We start from the raw sequence: 17,512 nt of genomic DNA on the forward strand, positions 1-17,512 counted from the left end.
CCCCGCCTGGCACTGATTGCCAGGCGGGGTTTTTGCTTTCAGGGCTGAACCTGGCTCTCAATAGGCGATTTCCTCGATGCTGTACGGCATGCCGGCAGGCCTGTTGCGTACGGCTGCCGGGGTGCCATCGAGTAGCAGCACGTAGTCGTTGACGTCATCCATACCGTCCGGGTCGGTCCACTGCTCGGCCCCAGCCGGTACTTGTGCAACCACATGCCCGTTCTTGAGGATGGTCACGTAGCCCTTGGCGGTACTGTGCCAGCGCAGGCGGGCAGTGGCTTCATCGGCCCTTGCTTTGCGAGCGCCCGTGTTACCCAGCAGGGGTGTGCCGTCGAGTAGCCATTGCGGCTCGAGTGTCAGCCCCATGTGGCGCAGGACGGTGGGTGCCACTGAGGTCTGCGCAGGCAGACGGTACAGGTTGTTCGGCCCTGGGTTTTCTTTCGGAATACTGGGCTGGGTCAGTTCTTTGTTCAGCGGTTTATTGCTGGCGATGAACATGGTCTTTTCCTGTTCTGTGACGCCGCCATGGCCTTTGCCCCAATAGTCGCGGCCATGGTCCGTGCTGACAATCACCAGCCAGTCTTCACGCAGATGGCGGCGGCTGCGTAGGTCGACCGCGTCCAGCAGTTCCCCCACTTGGTTGTCGGCCTTTCGTAGTGCCTGCTGGTAGCGGTTGTCGAAACCACCGTTGTGGCCGGCTGCATCAGGTTCGCCCAGCTGGATGAAGGTGAAGTCGGCGGGCGTGGTGTCGAGTATCTGCAGCGCCCGCGCGATGACGTTCTCGTCGGATAGGCCACTCTCGCGTACGTCGTTGCCGTGGGCGTCCTCGAGCAGGAATGCGGTGTTGATCGGCGACCAGTTCACCACGCTGGACAGGTAGGCGGTGGGCAGCGCCTGGCGCAGCCGTTTGAACAGGCTGGGGAAAGCCGGGGAGACCCGCAGCGACTCGGCATTCGAGTCAACGCCATGCTTGTTGCTCCAGACCCCGGTGAGCAGGCTTACCCAGCCAGGGCCGCTGAGCGTTGGTTGTTCGCTGGCCTTGCCGGTGATGCCGCCGGTGTAGGCGCTGCCGTAATACAGGCGTTGCTGCAGATTGCTGGCGTCGCCCAATGCTTCGTAACGGTCGAGTTGCACGCCTTCGATACCGATGATCAGGGTTTTCGGTTGGCGCGCAGGCTGCGCCGGGTCGCAAGCTGCCAGCAGCGTCAGTGTCATCAGAAGCAGGGCTGATAATCGCATGAAGGGGCATCCGGGAACGGTACAGCGAGCGTTGCAATAAAGCGTGGTGCTCACAACTGGCAGAAATACCAGGTGGTTTGCTGTTCGGAGGGCTTTCCATTAGGCTGCAGCAATTCATCGGATGATTGGTTGAATGTAATGAGCATAGAGCTGACCAAGCGTTCCCTGGTCGAACTTGCCGTGGAGCGCATGCGCGAGCGCATCCTCAACGGCGACTGGCAGGTAGGGCAGCGCCTGCCGACCGAGCCGGAGCTGGCCCAGGAATTGGGCATCAGCCGCAATACCGTGCGTGAGGCCATGCGCGTGCTGGCGTTCAGCGGCCTGGTGGAAATACGGCAGGGCGATGGCAGTTACCTGCGCACGGCCCAGGACCCGCTGATGGCGGTGCAGGCGATGTCCCGCTGCACCCCCGAGCAGGCGCGGGAGACTCGCCATATCCTCGAAGCCGAGGCCATCGGCCTGGCAGCGCTGCGCCGCACCGACGCCGACCTGCACGGGTTGCGTGAAGCCCTTGCGGGCAGCGCCGGGCATTTTCACGGTGACATCGATGCGTATGTGAGCTGCGACCTGGTGTTTCACCAGCGCTTGGTGGATGCCGCCCACAACCCGGCATTGAGTGAGTTGTACCGGTACTTTTCCGGCGTGGTGGCCGCTGCGCTGCAGCACAACATGACCACTGTTCCGCGCTGCCAGTCCACGTTCGATCTGCACGGGGAAATCCTCGACGCCATCGAGCAACGTGATTCGGAGCGGGCCAAGCGCCTGAGCCGGACCCTCATCGAATCCTGACCACGAGAAGCCCATGGCTGAATCAATGACCCGTAGCAACCCGCCCGGCGAGCGGGAACTCGACGAACTGCTGATCGACGCCGAAGCCGATGACGAGCAGGTGCAGCAACAGCCTGTGCTGCTGCGCCGGCCCTGGCTGTTGCTGCTGGGCCTGGTATTGGTGGCGCTGAACCTGCGGCCGGCCTTGTCGAGCATGGCGCCGGTGCTGGGCCTGGTGTCCGAAGGCCTGGGCTTGAGTGCCTCGCAGGCCGGTTTGCTGACCACCTTGCCGGTACTGTGCCTGGGCCTGTTCGCGCCACTGGCGCCGGTGCTGGCGCGACGTTTTGGCAGTGAACGGGTGATCCTCGGCATTCTCCTGACCTTGGCCTTGGGCATTGTGATGCGCAGTGCCTTTGGGGTGGCCGGGGTGTTCCTGGGCAGCCTCATGGCCGGCGCCAGCATTGGCATTATCGGCGTGCTGTTGCCGGGCATCGTCAAGCGCGACTTCCCACAGCATGCCGGCACCTTGACCGGGGTCTACACCATGGCGCTGTGCCTGGGGGCGGCCATGGCGGCCGGCGCCACGGTGCCCCTGGCCCAGCACTACGAAGGCAACTGGGCGCTGGGGCTGGGCTTCTGGGCCGTGCCGGCACTGTTGGCCATGTTGGTCTGGCTGCCGCAGGCGCGCCAGGGGCACGGCCTGCACAAGGTTGCCTATCGAGTGCGTGGCCTGTGGCGTGACCCACTGGCCTGGCAGGTGACCTTGTACATGGGCCTGCAATCGTCGCTGGCCTATATCGTTTTCGGTTGGTTGCCTTCGATTCTGATGGGTCGTGGTCTGAGCCCAACCGAGGCGGGGCTGGTGCTGTCGGGCTCGGTGATCGTGCAATTGATCAGCTCGCTCAGTGCGCCCTGGCTGGCCACGCGCGGGAAGGACCAGCGCTTGGCCATCGTAATTGTCATGCTGGTGACCCTGGCCGGGCTGTTTGGCTGCCTGTATGCGCCTATTTCCGGGCTGTGGGGGTGGGCGGTGCTGCTGGGCCTGGGGCAGGGCGGGACGTTTGCCCTGGCATTGACGTTGATCGTGCTGCGCTCCAAAGACGCCCATGTGGCGGCGAACTTGTCGAGCATGGCGCAAGGGGTGGGTTACACACTGGCGTCGATGGGGCCGTTTGCGGTGGGGGTGGTGCATGACCTGACCGGTGGCTGGGCGGCACTGGGGTGGATCTTTGCCGTGCTAGGCCTGGGTGCCATTGTTTTCGGGCTTGGGGCTGGGCGGGCGTTGCATGTGCAGGTGACCAGCGAAAAAGTCTGAGACTGATTGTGCCAGTGCTGGCCCATTCGCGGGGCAAGCCCGCTCCCACAGGATGGGAGTGCTTTCAGGGCTGCGGGCTCCTGTGGGAGCGGGCTTGTCCCGCGAATGGGCCGGCACTGGCGTAAGCGCATCGAGCAGATTATCGTGCACCTTTCGATCCCAGGATGGACCTGCCCCATGAGCGACGCCAACCGCGACCTGATCACCCGCTTCTACCAGGCCTTCCAGCGGCTGGATGCCGAGGCCATGGTGGCCTGTTACAGCGACGATATCGTCTTCAGCGACCCGGTCTTCGGTACCCTGCGCGGCAAGGATGCGGGCGACATGTGGCGGATGCTCACCACCCGCGCCAAGGACTTCACCCTGACCTTCGACAACGTCCGTGCGGACGAGCGCGGTGGCAGTGCGCACTGGGTCGCGACCTACCTGTTCAGCCAGACCGGCCGTACCGTGGTCAACGCTATCCAGGCGCGTTTTGTCATTCGCGATGGCTTGATCTGCCAGCATGACGACAGCTTCGACCTTTGGCGCTGGTCGCGCCAGGCATTGGGGGCGCCCGGGGTGCTGCTCGGCTGGTCGCCGCTGATTCAGAACAAGGTACGCCAGCAGGCGTTCAAAGGGCTGCGGGCGTTTCAGCACAGCCAAGGCAACTAACGGAAAGAGCAGGCGTCGTGAGTGAAGCAGTGCCGGATCAGGCGGTAAAACCCTGGTATGTCTACTTGGTGCGGGCGGCCAATGGGTCGCTGTATTGCGGGATCAGTGATGACCCGCATCGGCGCTTTCTGGCGCATCAGAAAGGGCAGGGCGCGCGATACTTCAAGACCAGCCCGGCGCAGGCGCTGGTGTACGTCGAGCAGTGGCCCGACAAAGGTGAAGCGCTGCGCCAGGAGCGGCTGGTGAAGCGGCTGCGTAAATCGGCCAAGGAGGCGCTGGTGGCCTCGTTCAGCAACGCCTAGCTCGCGCTACGCGCCCCAGGTGGTATCAGTCCTTGCGCCGCTTCAGCTGATCGATCAGCTGCGTCGGCAGCCCCTTGATGATCAAGGTCCCCGCCACCTCGTCATACTCCACCTTGTCGCCCAGCAGGTGCGCCTCGAAGCTGATCGACAGCCCCTCGGCACGGCCAGTGAAGCGGCGGAACTGGTTGAGGGTGCGTTTGTCTGCAGGGATCTCCGGCGACAGGCCGTAGTCTTTGTTGCGGATGTGGTCGTAAAACGCCTTCGGGCGGTCTTCGTCGATCAGGCTGGACAGTTCTTCAAGGGTCACCGGCTCGCCCAGCTTGGTTTGGGTGGTAGCGTAGTCGACCAGGGTCTGGGTCTTCTCGCGGGCCGACGCCTCGGGCAAGTCTTCGCTCTCGACGAAGTCGCTGAAGGCCTTGAGCAGGGTACGGGTTTCACCTGGGCCGTCGACGCCCTCCTGGCAGCCGATGAAGTCACGGAAGTAGTCGGAGACTTTCTTGCCGTTCTTGCCTTTGATGAACGAGATGTACTGCTTGGAATTCTGGTTGTTCTTCCACTCGGACAGGTTGATGCGCGCCGCCAGGTGCAGTTGGCCGAGGTCCAGGTGGCGCGATGGCGTCACATCGAGGTCTGCGTTCACCGCCACGCCTTCGCTGTGGTGCAGCAGGGCGATCGCCAGGTAATCGGTCATGCCTTGCTGGTAGTGGGCGAACAGGATGTGCCCGCCGGTGGACAGGTTGGACTCTTCCATCAGCTTTTGCAGGTGTTCGACGGCGATGCGGCTGAACGCCGCGAAGTCCTTTTCTGCTTCCAGGTACTGCTTCAACCAGCCACTGAGCGGGTAGGCACCCGATTCGCCGTGGAAGAAGCCCCACGCCTTGCCTTGCTTGGCGTTGTAGCTGTCGTTGAGGTCGGCCAGCAGGTTTTCGATGGCATCGGAGGCGCCCAGTTCGGTATCGCGTGCGTGCAGCACGGCGGGGCTGCCATCGGGCTTCTTGTCGATCAGGTGAACGATACAATGACGGATTGGCATGAAGTCCTCGGCGAGTCTGGGGGCGGTGCACGGCCGCGCTGCAAAAGTCGTCCAGTTTACCCCAGAGACAAGGTGATGCAGTGGCCGGATGTTGGCAGAAATGCCGGTTGTTCGTTTTTTGTTCAGTTTTGTGCGTTTTAAGCTAAAACCCCCGAAAAACCTGCATTAAATCGAAGTGCGCAGCGGATATTTATCCATTCCTGTGGTAGCTTTGCGCGGTCTTGCGCCCCTCGCGTGGCGCATTGCTGGCAGCACGCTAGCGTCGTGTCGAACCAAACGCCGATTTACGTATCTACATACGCGATTGGCGCGGCCCTCCAGAATTCAGGGGCTGGCCCGATAACGTCGTAGCTCGCTGCTTAACTACTGAATTTGATAGGGAAGGAACATCACCATGGCATTGACCAAAGACCAACTGATTGCCGACATCGCCGAATCGATCGCCGCGCCAAAAGCCACCGCCAAAAACGCACTGGAGCAACTGGGCCAGATCGTTGCTGACCAACTGGAAAACGGCGCTGAAATCACCCTGCCAGGCATCGGCAAGCTGAAAGTCTCCGAGCGTCCTGCCCGTACCGGCCGCAACCCTTCGACTGGCGCTGCCATCGAAATCGCTGCCAAGAAAGTCGTCAAGTTCGTGCCAGCCAAAGTGCTGACCGACGCTATCAACAAGTAATTGTTGACGCTGTGACGAAACCGCGCCCGGGCTTGCCCGGGCGCGGTTTTTTTCAGCCTTGTGTTTTACGCCGTGCGTGCCAGGCCAGGCGCGCGTTGTCGTCCTGGAAGCTCCAGGCGACCATGCGGCTCTGCTTCTGCCCTTGGCCCATCTCGATGATGCGCACGGCCTTGGCGCCTGCTTTTTTTAGCGCAGCTTCGATGCCTGGCAGGTTGCTGGCCTTGGACACCAGGCTGGTGAACCACAGCACGTTTTCGGCGTACTGCGCGCTTTCCCCGACCAGTTGCGTCACGAAGCGGATCTCGCCGCCCTCACACCACAGTTCGTTGTTCTGGCCGCCGAAATTGAGCACGGGCAGTTTGCGCTTGGGGTCCTGCTTGCCCAGGTTTTTCCACTTGCGCTGGCTGCCGCGGGTGGCTTCCTCGCGTGAGGCATGGAAGGGCGGGTTGCACAGGGTCAGGTCGAAGCGCTCGTCCGCCTGCAGCAGGCCACTGAGAATGTGCGTGCGGTTGGCCTGCTGGCGCAGAGTGATGGCCTTGCTCAAGCCATTGGCCTGGACGATGGCCTTGGCCGACGCCAGTGCCACAGGGTCGATATCCGAGCCCAGGAAGCGCCAGCGGTAGTCGCTGTGGCCGATCAGCGGGTAGATGCAGTTGGCACCCACGCCGATGTCCAGCGCGCGCACCTGGGCGCCCTTGGGGATCTCGCCGGCATTGTCTTCGCCCAGCAGGTCGGCGAGCACATGGATGTAGTCGGCGCGACCGGGGATGGGCGGACACAGGTAGTCGGCGGGGATGTCCCAGTGCTGGATGCCGTACTGGGCCTTGAGCAAGGCGCGGTTGAACACCCGTACCGCCTCGGGGTTGGCGAAGTCGATGCTGGGTTTGCCGTGCGGGTTGGTGATGGTGAAGCGGGCCAGGTCAGGGTGGGCCTTGATCAGGCTGGGGAAGTCGTAGCGACCCTGGTGGCGGTTGCGCGGGTGCAGGGTGGGTTTCTGGGTCATGGTCAGGTCCGGTGCTGCAGGTGCTGGCCAGGGGGCCGCTGTGCGGCCCCTTCGCGGCACAAGGCCGCTCCCACAGGATAGTGGGGCTCCTTGAAGGCAGCGCAATTCCTGTGGGAGCGGCCTTGTGCCGCGAACGAGGGCGAAGCCCTCGCTGGTCAGGTCAGCATTGTCAGGTTACAGCGCTGCAATCCGCGCATGCTGCTCGGTGAAGTTGGCCAGGGCCTGTTCGGACTCGGCCAGCTTGGCGCGTTCCTTCTCGATCACCGCAGGCGGTGCCTTGTCGACGAAGGCAGCGTTGGACAGCTTGCCGCCCACGCGCTGGACTTCACCCTGCAGACGCTGGATCTCCTTGTTCAAGCGAGCCAGTTCGGCGTCCTTGTCGATCAGGCCGGCCATCGGCACCAGTACCTGCAGATCGCCCACCAGTGCGGTGGCCGACAGTGGCGCTTCGTCGGCATCGCCAAGCACGGTGAACGACTCGACCTTGGCCAGTTTCTTCAGCAGGGCTTCGTTTTCCTGCAGGCGGCGTTGGTCGTCGGCATTGGCGTTTTTCAGGAACAGTGGCAGCGGCTTGCCCGGGCCGATGTTCATTTCGGCGCGGATGTTGCGCAGACCGACCATCAGCTCCTTGAGCCACTCGATGTCACCTTCGGCAGCGGCATCGATGCGGCTTTCATTGGCCACCGGCCACGGCTGCAGCATGATCGTCTTGCCCTGAATGCCAGCCAGCGGCGCGATGCGCTGCCAGATTTCTTCAGTGATGAACGGCATGAACGGGTGCGCCAGGCGCAGGGCCACTTCCAGCACGCGCACCAGGGTGCGACGGGTGCCACGGGCGCGCTCGACCGGGGCGTTCTCGTCCCACAGCACAGGCTTGGAGAGTTCCAGGTACCAGTCGCAATACTGGTTCCAGATGAACTCGTACAGGGCCTGGCTGGCCAGGTCGAAGCGGAACTGCTCCAGCTGGCGGGTCACTTCGGCTTCGGTACGTTGCAGTTGCGAGATGATCCAGCGGTCGGCCAGCGACAGCTCGTAGGCTTCGCCGTTCTGGCCGCAGTCCTCGCCCTTGTCTAGCACGTAGCGGGCGGCGTTCCAGATCTTGTTGCAGAAGTTGCGGTAGCCTTCGACGCGGCCCATGTCGAACTTGATGTCGCGGCCGGTCGAGGCCAGCGAGCAGAACGTGAAGCGCAGGGCGTCGGTGCCGTAGCTGGCGATGCCGTCCGGGAACTCGGCCTTGGTCTGCTTGGCGATCTTCTCGGCAAGCTTGGGCTGCATCATGCCGCTGGTGCGTTTTTCCAGCAGGGCGTCGAGGGTGATGCCGTCGACGATGTCCAGCGGGTCCAGGACGTTGCCCTTGGACTTGGACATCTTCTGGCCCTGGCCATCGCGCACCAGGCCGTGCACGTACACGGTCTTGAACGGAACCTGAGGGGTGCCGTCCTCGTTCTTGATCAGGTGCATGGTCAGCATGATCATGCGCGCAACCCAGAAGAAGATGATGTCGAAGCCGGTGACCAGCACATCGGTGGAGTGGAACTTCTTGAGGAACTCGGTCTGTTCTGGCCAGCCCAGCGTCGAGAAGGTCCACAGGCCCGAGCTGAACCAGGTGTCGAGCACGTCGTCGTCCTGGCGCAGGGCAACATCGGCGCCCAGGTTGTGCTTGGCGCGGACTTCAGCCTCGTCACGGCCGACATAGACCTGGCCGGCCTCGTCGTACCATGCCGGGATGCGGTGGCCCCACCACAGCTGGCGGCTGATGCACCAGTCCTGGATGTCGCGCATCCAGGAGAAATACATGTTCTCGTACTGCTTGGGCACGAACTGGATGCGGCCATCTTCCACGGCGGCGATGGCAGGCTCTGCCAGCGGCTTGGTGGAGACGTACCACTGGTCGGTCAGCCACGGTTCGATGACGGTGCCCGAGCGGTCGCCTTTCGGCACTTTCAAGGCGTGGTCGTCGATGCTGACCAGCAGGCCCTGGGCGTCTAGGTCGGCGACGATCTGCTTACGCGCGACAAAGCGGTCGAGGGTGGCGTACTGGGCGGGCAGGGTGGTGTCGACCTGCTCGTTGACGCTGCCGTCGAGGTTGAAGGCCTGGGCATTGGCCAGGACCATCGCGTTCTTGTCGAAGATGTTCAGCAGCGGCAGGTTGTGGCGCTTGCCGACTTCGTAGTCGTTGAAGTCGTGTGCCGGGGTGATCTTCACGCAGCCGGTGCCGAATTCCGGGTCGCAGTAGTCGTCGGCGATGATCGGGATGCGGCGGCCGACCAGTGGCAGCTCGACGAACTTGCCGATCAGGGCCTGGTAGCGCTCGTCGTTCGGGTTGACCGCGACGGCAGCGTCACCCAGCAGGGTTTCCGGACGCGTGGTGGCAACCACCAGGTAATCCTTGCCTTCGGCGGTCTTGGCGCCGTCGGCCAGCGGGTAGCGCAGGTTCCACAGGTGGCCCTTCTCGTCGTGGTTTTCCACTTCGAGGTCGGAGATGGCCGTGTGCAGCTTGGTGTCCCAGTTGACCAGGCGCTTGCCGCGGTAGATCAGGCCGTCTTCGTGCAGGCGCACGAAGGCTTCCTTGACGGCTTCGGACAGGCCGTCGTCCATGGTGAAGCGCTCACGGCTCCAGTCGACCGACGAGCCCAGGCGGCGGATCTGACGGCTGATGTTGCCGCCGGACTGGTCCTTCCACTCCCAGACTTTTTCCAGGAACTGTTCGCGACCCAGGTCATGACGGTTCTGGCCTTTGGCTTCGAGCTGGCGCTCGACCAGCATCTGCGTGGCGATACCGGCGTGGTCGGTGCCCGGCTGCCACAGGGTGTCGCGACCCTGCATGCGGCGGAAACGGATCAGGGCGTCCATGATCGCGTTGTTGAACCCATGGCCCATGTGCAGGCTGCCGGTGACGTTCGGCGGCGGGATCATGATGGTGTAGGACTCACCTGCACCTTGTGGAGCGAAATAGTTCTCGGACTCCCAGGTGTTATACCAGGAAGTTTCGATGGCGTGCGGCTGGTAGGTCTTATCCATGCGCGGCGGGACCCTGTGCATTTATTCGGGAAAGCCGAAAAGTATAACGAAGGCACAGGGTTTAGGCGACAGGCCGGGGGCTGCTTTGCAGCCCTTTCGCGACACAAGGCCGCTCCTGCAGGCACCGCGATCCCTGTAGGAGCGGCCTTGTGCCGCGAATGGGCCGCAAAGCGGCCCCGGAATATCACTCAGAACGCTTGATCAAACGCTCAATACGCGCATCCAGCCGGCGCTTGATTTCGTTCTCGATATGCGGGGTAAAGTCATTGATCACGTCTTGCATGATCGCCTGCGCCGCGGCGCGCAGCTCGCTTTCCAGGTGCAGCAAGGTGTCCTGGCGGCGGGTTTGCGAGTCTTCCTCGGGGGCTGTGGCGATCGGCTCGACGGCCGACACGGGGTTGCCGGCGGGTTCGTCCAGCAACAGTGGAATCTGCTCCACCGTCTCGGTCAGCAGCGGCGGTTGCAGGTCGGCGTCGCCAAGTAACTGGCGGATCGACTCAAGGTCATCGAGCAGATGGGCGGAGTCGGGCAAAGGGGAGGGCTTGTCCATCGTCGTCAAAGTCGCTGTAAGCGGTGGTCTTGCAGAGCATAGCCCTGTTCGCGGTAGAAACGGAACCGCTCACGGGCCGATTGGCGGATGCCTGGCTCCTCGACGACGATCTCGGCCACCCGTTCGAACTGGCCGACGAACGCAGGCACGCCAGCGCCCAGGTTGATCAGCAGGTCGCTGTGTTGCCCAGCATCCTCGGCAATCCCTAAGGCCACCGTGGCATCCGCGTGCAATTCCGCGAGGTCGTGGGGCACGAAGGCTTCGCCCTTGAAGTGCCAGAGGCGTTGGTCCAGTTCGCTGCGCTGTTCGGCATCCTGGCAATGCAGGTAGACCCGGTGGCCGAGGCGCCAGGCTTTTTCGCACAGTTTGCAGGCGAAATCGAGCCGCGCCGACAAGGCGTCGGTGGGCAGGATGTAGAAATCGACTTTGCTCATGGTGGTCTCTGCCGGCCGGTGGCGCGCAAGGCGCCACCGGCCTCACGGCATCAGGCGCCAGCGCGGTCCAGCAGGTACTGGGTCAGCAGCGGGACCGGGCGGCCAGTGGCGCCCTTGTCCTTGCCACCGCTGATCCAGGCCGTGCCGGCGATGTCCATGTGCGCCCAGTTGTAGGCCTTGGCGAAGCGCGACAGGAAGCAGCCTGCGGTGATGGTGCCGGCCTTCGGCCCACCGATGTTGCCCATGTCGGCGAACGGGCTGTCCAGTTGTTCCTGGTACTCGTCGAACAGCGGCAGCTGCCAGGCACGGTCGTCGGCGCGCTTGCCGGCATCCAGCAGTTGGCCGACCAGGTCGTCGTTGTTGCCCATCAGGCCCGAGGTGTGGCTACCCAGGGCGACGATGCAGGCGCCGGTCAGGGTGGCGATGTCGATCACCGCCTGGGGCTTGAAGCGTTCGGCGTAGGTCAGGGCGTCGCACAGCACCAGGCGGCCTTCGGCGTCGGTGTTGAGGATTTCGACGGTCTGGCCGCTCATGGTGGTGACGATGTCGCCCGGGCGGGTAGCGCCGCCGCTCGGCATGTTTTCAGCGCAGGCCAGCAGGCACACCAGGTTGATCGGCAGCTGCAGTTCGAGCACCGCACGCAGGGTGCCGAACACGCTGGCGGCGCCACACATGTCGTATTTCATCTCGTCCATGCCGGCGCCTGGCTTGAGGCTGATGCCACCGGTGTCGAAGGTGATGCCCTTGCCGACCAGCACGAACGGCTTGTCTGCTTTCTTGCCGCCCTGGTAATTGAGGACGATCAGGCGTGGCGGCTGGTCGCTGCCCTGGCCCACGGCGTAGAACGCGCCCATGCCCAGGTCCTTGATCTTCTTCTCGTCGAGCACTTCGACCTTGAGCCCTTTGTGCGCCTTGCCCAGCTCCTTGGCCTGTTCGGCGAGGAAGCTTGGGTGGCACAGGTTGGGCGGCAGGTTGCCCAGGTCGCGGGTGAAGGCCATGCCGGTGGCAATCGCCGTGGCGTGCTTGACGGCACGCTCGACCTCGGCCAGGCCGGCCTTGTCGGCCAGCAGGGTGACCTTTTTCAGGGCGCGCGGCTCGGCTTTCTGGCTTTTGAAACGGTCGAACACGTATTCGCCGTCTTGCAGGGTCTCGGCCAGCAGGCGGTACTTGCCGTAGTGGGCGTCGCGGTTGCTGACGGCGATATCATCCAGGGCGAGCACGGCGTCAGTGCCGTTGAGGCCTTTCAAGACGCCGGCGACGCTGGCCACCAGTTTGCGCCAGGCGCGGTCGCCCAGGGCTTCTTCCTTGCCGCTGCCAACCAGCAGCACGCGTTCGGCCTTCAGGCCTGGCAGGCTGTGCAGCAGCAGGGTCTGCCCCGGTTTACCGGCCAGGTCGCCACGTTTGAGCACGGCGCTGATGGCACCTTCGCAGGCTTGGTCGACGGCCTTGGCAACAGCGCCGAGCTTGCGGCCTTCACCTACCGGTACAACCAGCGTGGCGGTTTTTACGGATGCAGCAGCTACGCTTTTTACAACCAGTTCCATGTCAGGGTCCCCGAATGATCGATACAGTTGGCGCTTTGCATTCAAGCGCTCTGGGCGGGCCAGGCCGCGTGGTCGCGTACCCGTGGAAAAGCTGCCAGTTTGAGCCTGCGGCCAGCGTGCTGACAACCCTGTTTTGCGGCTTCATGCGCGGCCAAGTGACAGGGGCGGTCAATCACAGGATAATGCGCGCACTTTACATGGAGGTTCGCCTGTGGCGAACCGACATTGGTCTTGGCTGTACTAAGTCATTGTTTGGCGCCAATGTTTGGCAGTCCGCCCTGACAACCCAGGAGTGTCTGGTTTGATCGTCTTTCGTTATCTGTCCCGCGAGGTCCTGGTGACCTTGAGCGCCGTCAGCGCCGTGCTGCTGGTGATCATCATGAGTGGGCGTTTCATCAAGTACCTGGCCCAGGCGGCGCAGGGCGTGCTCGACCCGAGCGTGCTGTTCCTGATCATGGGCTTCCGTCTGCCGGGTTTCTTGCAACTGATCCTGCCTTTGGGGCTGTTCCTCGGCATTTTGCTGGCCTACGGCCGTTTGTACCTGGAAAGCGAGATGACCGTGCTGTCGGCCACGGGCATGAGCCAGCAGCGCCTGCTGGGCCTGACCATGGCGCCCGCCGCCCTGGTGGCCTTGCTGGTTGCCTGGCTGAGCCTGAGCCTGGCGCCCCTGGGCGTGGCCCAGGTGCAGCAGATCATCAGCCAGCAGGATGCCCTGACCGAGTTCGACACCCTGGTGCCTGGGCGTTTCCAGACCCTGCGTGATGGCTCGCGGGTGACCTACACCGAGCAGCTGTCGGACGACCGCATCAACCTTGGTGGCGTGTTCATCTCCGAAAAACGCTTCAACCAGGACAAGACCAAGGACCGCGCCCCGTCGGTACTGGTCGCCGAAAAAGGCCACCAGGAAGTGCAGGCCGATGGCAACCGCTACCTGGTGCTGGAAAACGGCTATCGCTACGACGGCAACCCTGGCCAGGCCGACTACCGCGCCATCAAGTACGACACCTATGGCGTACTGCTGCCCAAGCCTGAAGTCAGCGAGGAAGTGACCGAGCGCGAAGCTATTCCGACTTCGCAATTGTTCGGCCAGGAGGGCTTGCGCGAACGCGCCGAGCTGCAATGGCGGTTGTCGTTGCCGATCCTGGTCTTCGTCGTGACCCTGTTGGCAGTGCCGCTTTCGCGGGTCAACCCACGCCAGGGCCGCTTCCTCAAGTTGCTGCCGGCGATTCTTCTGTACATGGCCTACCTGACAATGCTGATTTCCGTACGCGGCGCCCTCGAGAAGGGCAAATTGCCGATCGCCCTGGGCATGTGGTGGGTGCACGGCCTGTTCCTGCTGATCGGGCTTGGGCTGATGTACTGGGAACCGCTGAGCCTCAAACGCGCTGCCCGTCGTGCGGAGGTGGCCCGTGGTTAAACTGGATCGCTACATCGGCATGAGCGTGCTCATGGCCATTTTGGCCGTGCTGGGGATCATCCTCGGCCTGGCTTCGCTGTTCGCGTTTATCGATGAGATGAGCGACCTGAGCGACACCTACACGGTGATGGATGCCGGCTGGTTCACGCTGCTGACCGCCCCGCGCCGTTTGTATGACATGTTGCCGATGGCGGCATTGATTGGCTGCCTGATCGGCCTGGGCAGCCTGGCCAGCAGCAGCGAACTGACCATCATGCGCGCTGCCGGTGTTTCCATCGGCCGCATCGTCTGGGCGGTCATGAAGCCGATGCTGGTGCTGATGCTGGTGGGCGTGTTGATTGGCGAGTACGTGGCGCCGGTCACCGAAAACAAGGCCCAGGCCGACCGTTCCCTGGCCCAGGGTGGCGGTGAGGCGCAGAGCTCCAAGCGGGGTATGTGGCACCGTCAGGGCGAAGAGTTCGTGCACATCAACGCCGTGCAGCCCAATGGTTTGTTGCTGGGCGTGACCCGCTACCGTTTCGACAGTGAGCGCAAGATCGTCACCTCCAGCTTCGCCCGCCGGGCGCAGTACAACGACGACCACTGGCAGCTCAGCGATGTCAGCACCACGTATTTCCGTGGTGACCACACCGAAGTGGTGAAGACGCCGGAAGAGCGCTGGGACGTTTCGGTTACGCCGCAACTGCTCAATACCGTGATCCTGGCGCCGGAATCGCTGTCCATCACAGGCTTGTGGGATTACATCCACTACCTGTCCGACCAAGGCTTGAACAATGCCCGCTACTGGCTGGCGTTCTGGACCAAGGTGTTGCAGCCGGCCGTGACCGCGGCACTGGTGCTGATGGCGATATCCTTCATCTTTGGCCCCCTGCGCTCGGTGACCCTCGGTCAGCGGGTATTCACCGGTGTGCTGGTGGGCTTCGTGTTCCGCATCGCCCAGGACCTGCTAGGCCCTTCCAGCCAGGTGTTCGGCTTCCCGCCGTTGCTGGCGGTCGTGATACCGGCCGGGATCTGCGCGCTGGCAGGGTTGTGGTTACTCCGCCGAGCGGGTTGAGGGTTTGATCGATGTGCAAAAGCCGACTTAAGGGTCGGCTTTTTTGAGGGTTCAATTCTGGCTTTAGGCGTGTGCTTAACCTTGGCCTGTAGGAGCAGCCTTGTGCTGCGAAGAGGCCGGTGACAGCGCAATCAATCTTGGCTGCTGTCACGGGCCTCTTCGCAGCACAAGGCTGCTCCTACAGGGACGGTGGCGGCATTGAAGAGTGTGCGTAACTGAGCGTCATTTCTTCTGCTTCGGCACCCGCACCAGCTGTGTCTCCGAATAGATGTCATGCCACCCGCGTTTGCGCTTGTCGATCAACGCCCAGAAAAACCCCAGCCCCAGGCACAGCCACGACGCGATCGAGACCACGAAGCGCAACAGCGCCTGCCACAGGCTGATGGCACTGCCATCGGCATTCTGCACCCGCACGCCCCACACCTGCATGCCCAGGGTCTGCCCGCCGTGGGTCCAGAACTTGGCAAAGAAACCAAACAGCGCGAACACCAGGATCGTCGACAACAACGGGTCGCCATCCAGCGCCCCGGCATCGGTCAGCTCACGCATGCGGGCCTCGCCGATAACTGCCAACTGGATCATCTTGTAAGCGCCCGCCGTCACGATCAGCAGGGCAGTGCACAGCAAAAAGTCATAGAACATCGCCGCCAGCCGGCGGCCTAGCCCAGCGGGCGGGAAGTCACCCTGGGGCAAGAGGGGAGGCTTGGACATTACGCTGCAGCTCCAGATGGCAAAGGCCCATTCTAGGGAACTGCGGGCAAAAAAAAGCCCCTGCGCGTCAACGCAGGGGCTCTTTTTTAGGGATTATCAGGCTTCTGGCTGGACTTCGTCAGCCTGCATGCCTTTTTGGCCTTGAACGGCTACGAAGGTAACCTTCTGGCCTTCTTTCAGGCTTTTGAAACCGTTGCCTTGAATGGCACGGAAGTGTACGAACAGATCCGGACCGCTCTCTGGAGTGATGAAACCGTAACCTTTCTCGTCATTGAACCACTTGACGGTACCGTTCTGACGCTGTGCCATTTTCTTATTTCCTATGAATCTATTAATTTGATAACAGTTACTTTCACATCGTTATTGAATGAAAGCTTACTGGGCTGGGTTGCTGGAAAGTAAGAGACGTCGAACGGGTTGTAGCAGATTGCGGCTACTGGCCCAGGTCACGAACTGTTGCGACCCATGCAAACACAGTGCAGTGACTCTACGCCAACTCCTGCGCGAAAAACAAGCCCTTGCTCGTCAGGAAAACAGGGCTTTTGCCGATAGCCGAACAATTTGTCGCAAACGGCATGGCGCCTGGGCTGGCGCCATGTTCGTTCGTTATTGAACAGGTTCGAAATCGAATAGGGCGAGCCTGTTCACCGACCTCATGTTCTGCATTCAGCCACGGTAGTAACGTTGCGGCACGAAAGGCATTTTGCTGACTTTCAAGGCAACCTTCTTGCCCCGTACCAATGCAAACAGTGGGGTGTCTAGCGCGCCATGTTCGATATCGACATAACCCATTGCAACCGGTGCGCCAAGTGTTGGGCCAAAGCCACCACTGCAGACTTTGCCCACTGGGTTATCGGATGCATCGACAATCTCTGCGCCTTCTCGTACCGGTGTACGTTCTTGCGGCAGCAAGCCGACACGCTTTTGTTTTACACCGTGCTGCTGCTGGCCAAAGATGATGTCCGCACCGGGGAAGCCGCCAGCGCGTTCACCGTCGGCGCGGCGCACTTTCGAGATGGCCCACAGCAGGCTGGCCTGGATCGGCGTGGTCTGGGTGTTCATGTCGTGGCCATACAGGCACAGGCCGGCTTCCAGGCGCAGCGAGTCGCGCGCACCCAGGCCGATCGGTTGCACTTCGGGCTCGGCCAGCAGGCGGCGGGCCAGGGCGTCGGCGGCGTTGGCCGGCACCGAAATTTCGTAACCGTCTTCACCGGTGTAACCCGAGCGGCTGACGTAGCAGTCTTCGCCGAGCAGGGTGACCGGGCGGAACTGCATGAAGGTCATGCCAGCCACTTCCGGGGCCAGGCGTTGCAGCACTTTGACCGCCGCCGGGCCTTGCAGGGCGAGCAGCGCGCGGGCCTCGAACAGTGGCTGAATCTCGCAGCGGCTGCCGATGTGTTTTTGCAGGTGGGCCAGGTCCTGGTCTTTGCAGGCGGCGTTCACCACCAGGAACAGCACGTCATCGCCCAGGTTGGCGACCATCAGGTCGTCGAGAATGCCGCCTTGCTCGTTGGTGAACATGGCATAGCGCTGCATGCCCACTGGCAGGTCGATGATGTCCACGGGCACCAGGCTTTCCAGCGCCTTGGCAGCGTCGCTGCCGCGCAGGGTGATCTGGCCCATGTGCGAGACGTCGAACAGGCCTGCCTGCTCGCGGGTGTGCAGGTGCTCCTTGAGCACGCCCAGCGGGTACTGCACCGGCATGTCATAGCCGGCAAACGGCACCATGCGCGCGCCCAGTTCGAGGTGCAGGGCGTGCAGCGGGGTCTTGAGCAGTGTTTCGGACATCAG

17 protein-coding genes are annotated in these 17,512 nt (G+C 62.7%); 7 read left to right on the forward strand and 10 right to left on the reverse strand.

From position 1 onward, the window contains the following. Nucleotides 1-57 precede the first annotated feature (57 nt). Entirely contained in the window at nucleotides 58-1,239 is a 1,182-nt protein-coding gene (locus tag GIB19_RS21545) for an alkaline phosphatase family protein (protein WP_274887915.1), read from the reverse strand. A 138-nt stretch (nucleotides 1,240-1,377) separates the two neighbouring features. Here GIB19_RS21545 and GIB19_RS21550 point away from each other — a divergent pair, with 138 nt between their 5' ends. The 4 genes from GIB19_RS21550 (at nucleotide 1,378) to GIB19_RS21565 (ending at nucleotide 4,278) form a co-directional block, all read left to right on the forward strand. Then, nucleotides 1,378-2,028 carry a FadR/GntR family transcriptional regulator gene (locus tag GIB19_RS21550; protein WP_274887916.1) on the forward strand — a complete coding sequence of 217 codons (651 nt, stop codon included), beginning with the start codon at nucleotides 1,378-1,380 and terminating at the stop codon, nucleotides 2,026-2,028. A gap of 13 nt (nucleotides 2,029-2,041) precedes the next feature. Continuing rightward, entirely contained in the window at nucleotides 2,042-3,322 is a 1,281-nt protein-coding gene (locus GIB19_RS21555) for a CynX/NimT family MFS transporter (protein WP_274887917.1), read from the forward strand. A 177-nt stretch (nucleotides 3,323-3,499) separates the two neighbouring features. Then, entirely contained in the window at nucleotides 3,500-3,976 is a 477-nt protein-coding gene (locus GIB19_RS21560) for a nuclear transport factor 2 family protein (protein WP_027595623.1), read from the forward strand. 17 nt (nucleotides 3,977-3,993) lie between these two features. After that, a complete protein-coding gene (locus GIB19_RS21565) occupies nucleotides 3,994-4,278 on the forward strand; it encodes a GIY-YIG nuclease family protein (protein ID WP_274887918.1) in 285 nt (94 codons plus the stop codon). Nucleotides 4,279-4,303: 25 nt separating this feature from the next. On the opposite strand, the gene yejK is transcribed toward GIB19_RS21565, so the two are convergent. Continuing rightward, the gene (yejK, locus tag GIB19_RS21570) at nucleotides 4,304-5,311 is read right to left on the reverse strand and encodes a nucleoid-associated protein YejK (RefSeq protein WP_027595625.1); all 1,008 of its coding nucleotides are present in this window, start codon (nucleotides 5,309-5,311) and stop codon (nucleotides 4,304-4,306) included. A gap of 394 nt (nucleotides 5,312-5,705) precedes the next feature. Here yejK and GIB19_RS21575 point away from each other — a divergent pair, with 394 nt between their 5' ends. After that, nucleotides 5,706-5,987, forward strand: coding sequence for an HU family DNA-binding protein (locus GIB19_RS21575; RefSeq protein WP_003255106.1), 282 nt, complete (start codon nucleotides 5,706-5,708; stop codon nucleotides 5,985-5,987). 52 nt (nucleotides 5,988-6,039) lie between these two features. Here the strand turns inward: GIB19_RS21575 and rlmF are convergent, their stop codons facing one another. The 5 genes from rlmF to GIB19_RS21600 all read right to left on the reverse strand — a co-directional run bounded on the left by rlmF (nucleotide 6,040) and on the right by GIB19_RS21600 (nucleotide 12,539). Beyond that, nucleotides 6,040-6,990 carry a 23S rRNA (adenine(1618)-N(6))-methyltransferase RlmF gene (gene rlmF / locus GIB19_RS21580; RefSeq protein ID WP_274887922.1) on the reverse strand — a complete coding sequence of 317 codons (951 nt, stop codon included), beginning with the start codon at nucleotides 6,988-6,990 and terminating at the stop codon, nucleotides 6,040-6,042. 174 nt (nucleotides 6,991-7,164) lie between these two features. Further along, entirely contained in the window at nucleotides 7,165-10,011 is a 2,847-nt protein-coding gene (locus GIB19_RS21585) for a valine--tRNA ligase (protein ID WP_027595627.1), read from the reverse strand. Between the two features lie 184 nt (nucleotides 10,012-10,195). Beyond that, nucleotides 10,196-10,561: a DNA polymerase III subunit chi gene (locus GIB19_RS21590; RefSeq protein WP_265969910.1), complete on the reverse strand. Its 366-nt coding sequence runs from the start codon at nucleotides 10,559-10,561 to the stop codon at nucleotides 10,196-10,198. Between the two features lie 5 nt (nucleotides 10,562-10,566). Continuing rightward, the gene (locus GIB19_RS21595; protein ID WP_099428403.1) at nucleotides 10,567-10,995 is read right to left on the reverse strand and encodes a DNA polymerase III subunit chi; all 429 of its coding nucleotides are present in this window, start codon (nucleotides 10,993-10,995) and stop codon (nucleotides 10,567-10,569) included. Between the two features lie 50 nt (nucleotides 10,996-11,045). Next, entirely contained in the window at nucleotides 11,046-12,539 is a 1,494-nt protein-coding gene (locus tag GIB19_RS21600) for a leucyl aminopeptidase (RefSeq protein WP_274887923.1), read from the reverse strand. Between the two features lie 301 nt (nucleotides 12,540-12,840). Here GIB19_RS21600 and lptF point away from each other — a divergent pair, with 301 nt between their 5' ends. Both lptF and lptG read left to right on the forward strand, forming a co-directional pair. Further along, nucleotides 12,841-13,956, forward strand: a complete 1,116-nt coding sequence (lptF, locus tag GIB19_RS21605; RefSeq protein ID WP_027595632.1) for an LPS export ABC transporter permease LptF — start codon at nucleotides 12,841-12,843, stop codon at nucleotides 13,954-13,956. Continuing rightward, nucleotides 13,949-15,010 carry an LPS export ABC transporter permease LptG gene (gene lptG / locus GIB19_RS21610; RefSeq protein WP_027595633.1) on the forward strand — a complete coding sequence of 354 codons (1,062 nt, stop codon included), beginning with the start codon at nucleotides 13,949-13,951 and terminating at the stop codon, nucleotides 15,008-15,010. Before lptF ends, lptG begins: the two co-directional genes overlap by 8 nt. A 222-nt stretch (nucleotides 15,011-15,232) precedes the next feature. Here lptG and GIB19_RS21615 read toward each other — a convergent pair whose 3' ends face one another. The 3 genes from GIB19_RS21615 to gcvT form a co-directional block, all read right to left on the reverse strand. Further along, the gene (locus GIB19_RS21615) at nucleotides 15,233-15,721 is read right to left on the reverse strand and encodes an RDD family protein (protein ID WP_274887926.1); all 489 of its coding nucleotides are present in this window, start codon (nucleotides 15,719-15,721) and stop codon (nucleotides 15,233-15,235) included. Between the two features lie 96 nt (nucleotides 15,722-15,817). Continuing rightward, the gene (locus tag GIB19_RS21620; RefSeq protein ID WP_033701061.1) at nucleotides 15,818-16,030 is read right to left on the reverse strand and encodes a cold-shock protein; all 213 of its coding nucleotides are present in this window, start codon (nucleotides 16,028-16,030) and stop codon (nucleotides 15,818-15,820) included. A gap of 357 nt (nucleotides 16,031-16,387) precedes the next feature. After that, the gene (gcvT, locus tag GIB19_RS21625; protein ID WP_274887948.1) at nucleotides 16,388-17,512 is read right to left on the reverse strand and encodes a glycine cleavage system aminomethyltransferase GcvT; all 1,125 of its coding nucleotides are present in this window, start codon (nucleotides 17,510-17,512) and stop codon (nucleotides 16,388-16,390) included.

This window comes from Pseudomonas sp. ITEM 17296, from assembly GCF_028895205.1.
GTDB classification, from domain to species: domain Bacteria; phylum Pseudomonadota; class Gammaproteobacteria; order Pseudomonadales; family Pseudomonadaceae; genus Aquipseudomonas; species Aquipseudomonas kermanshahensis.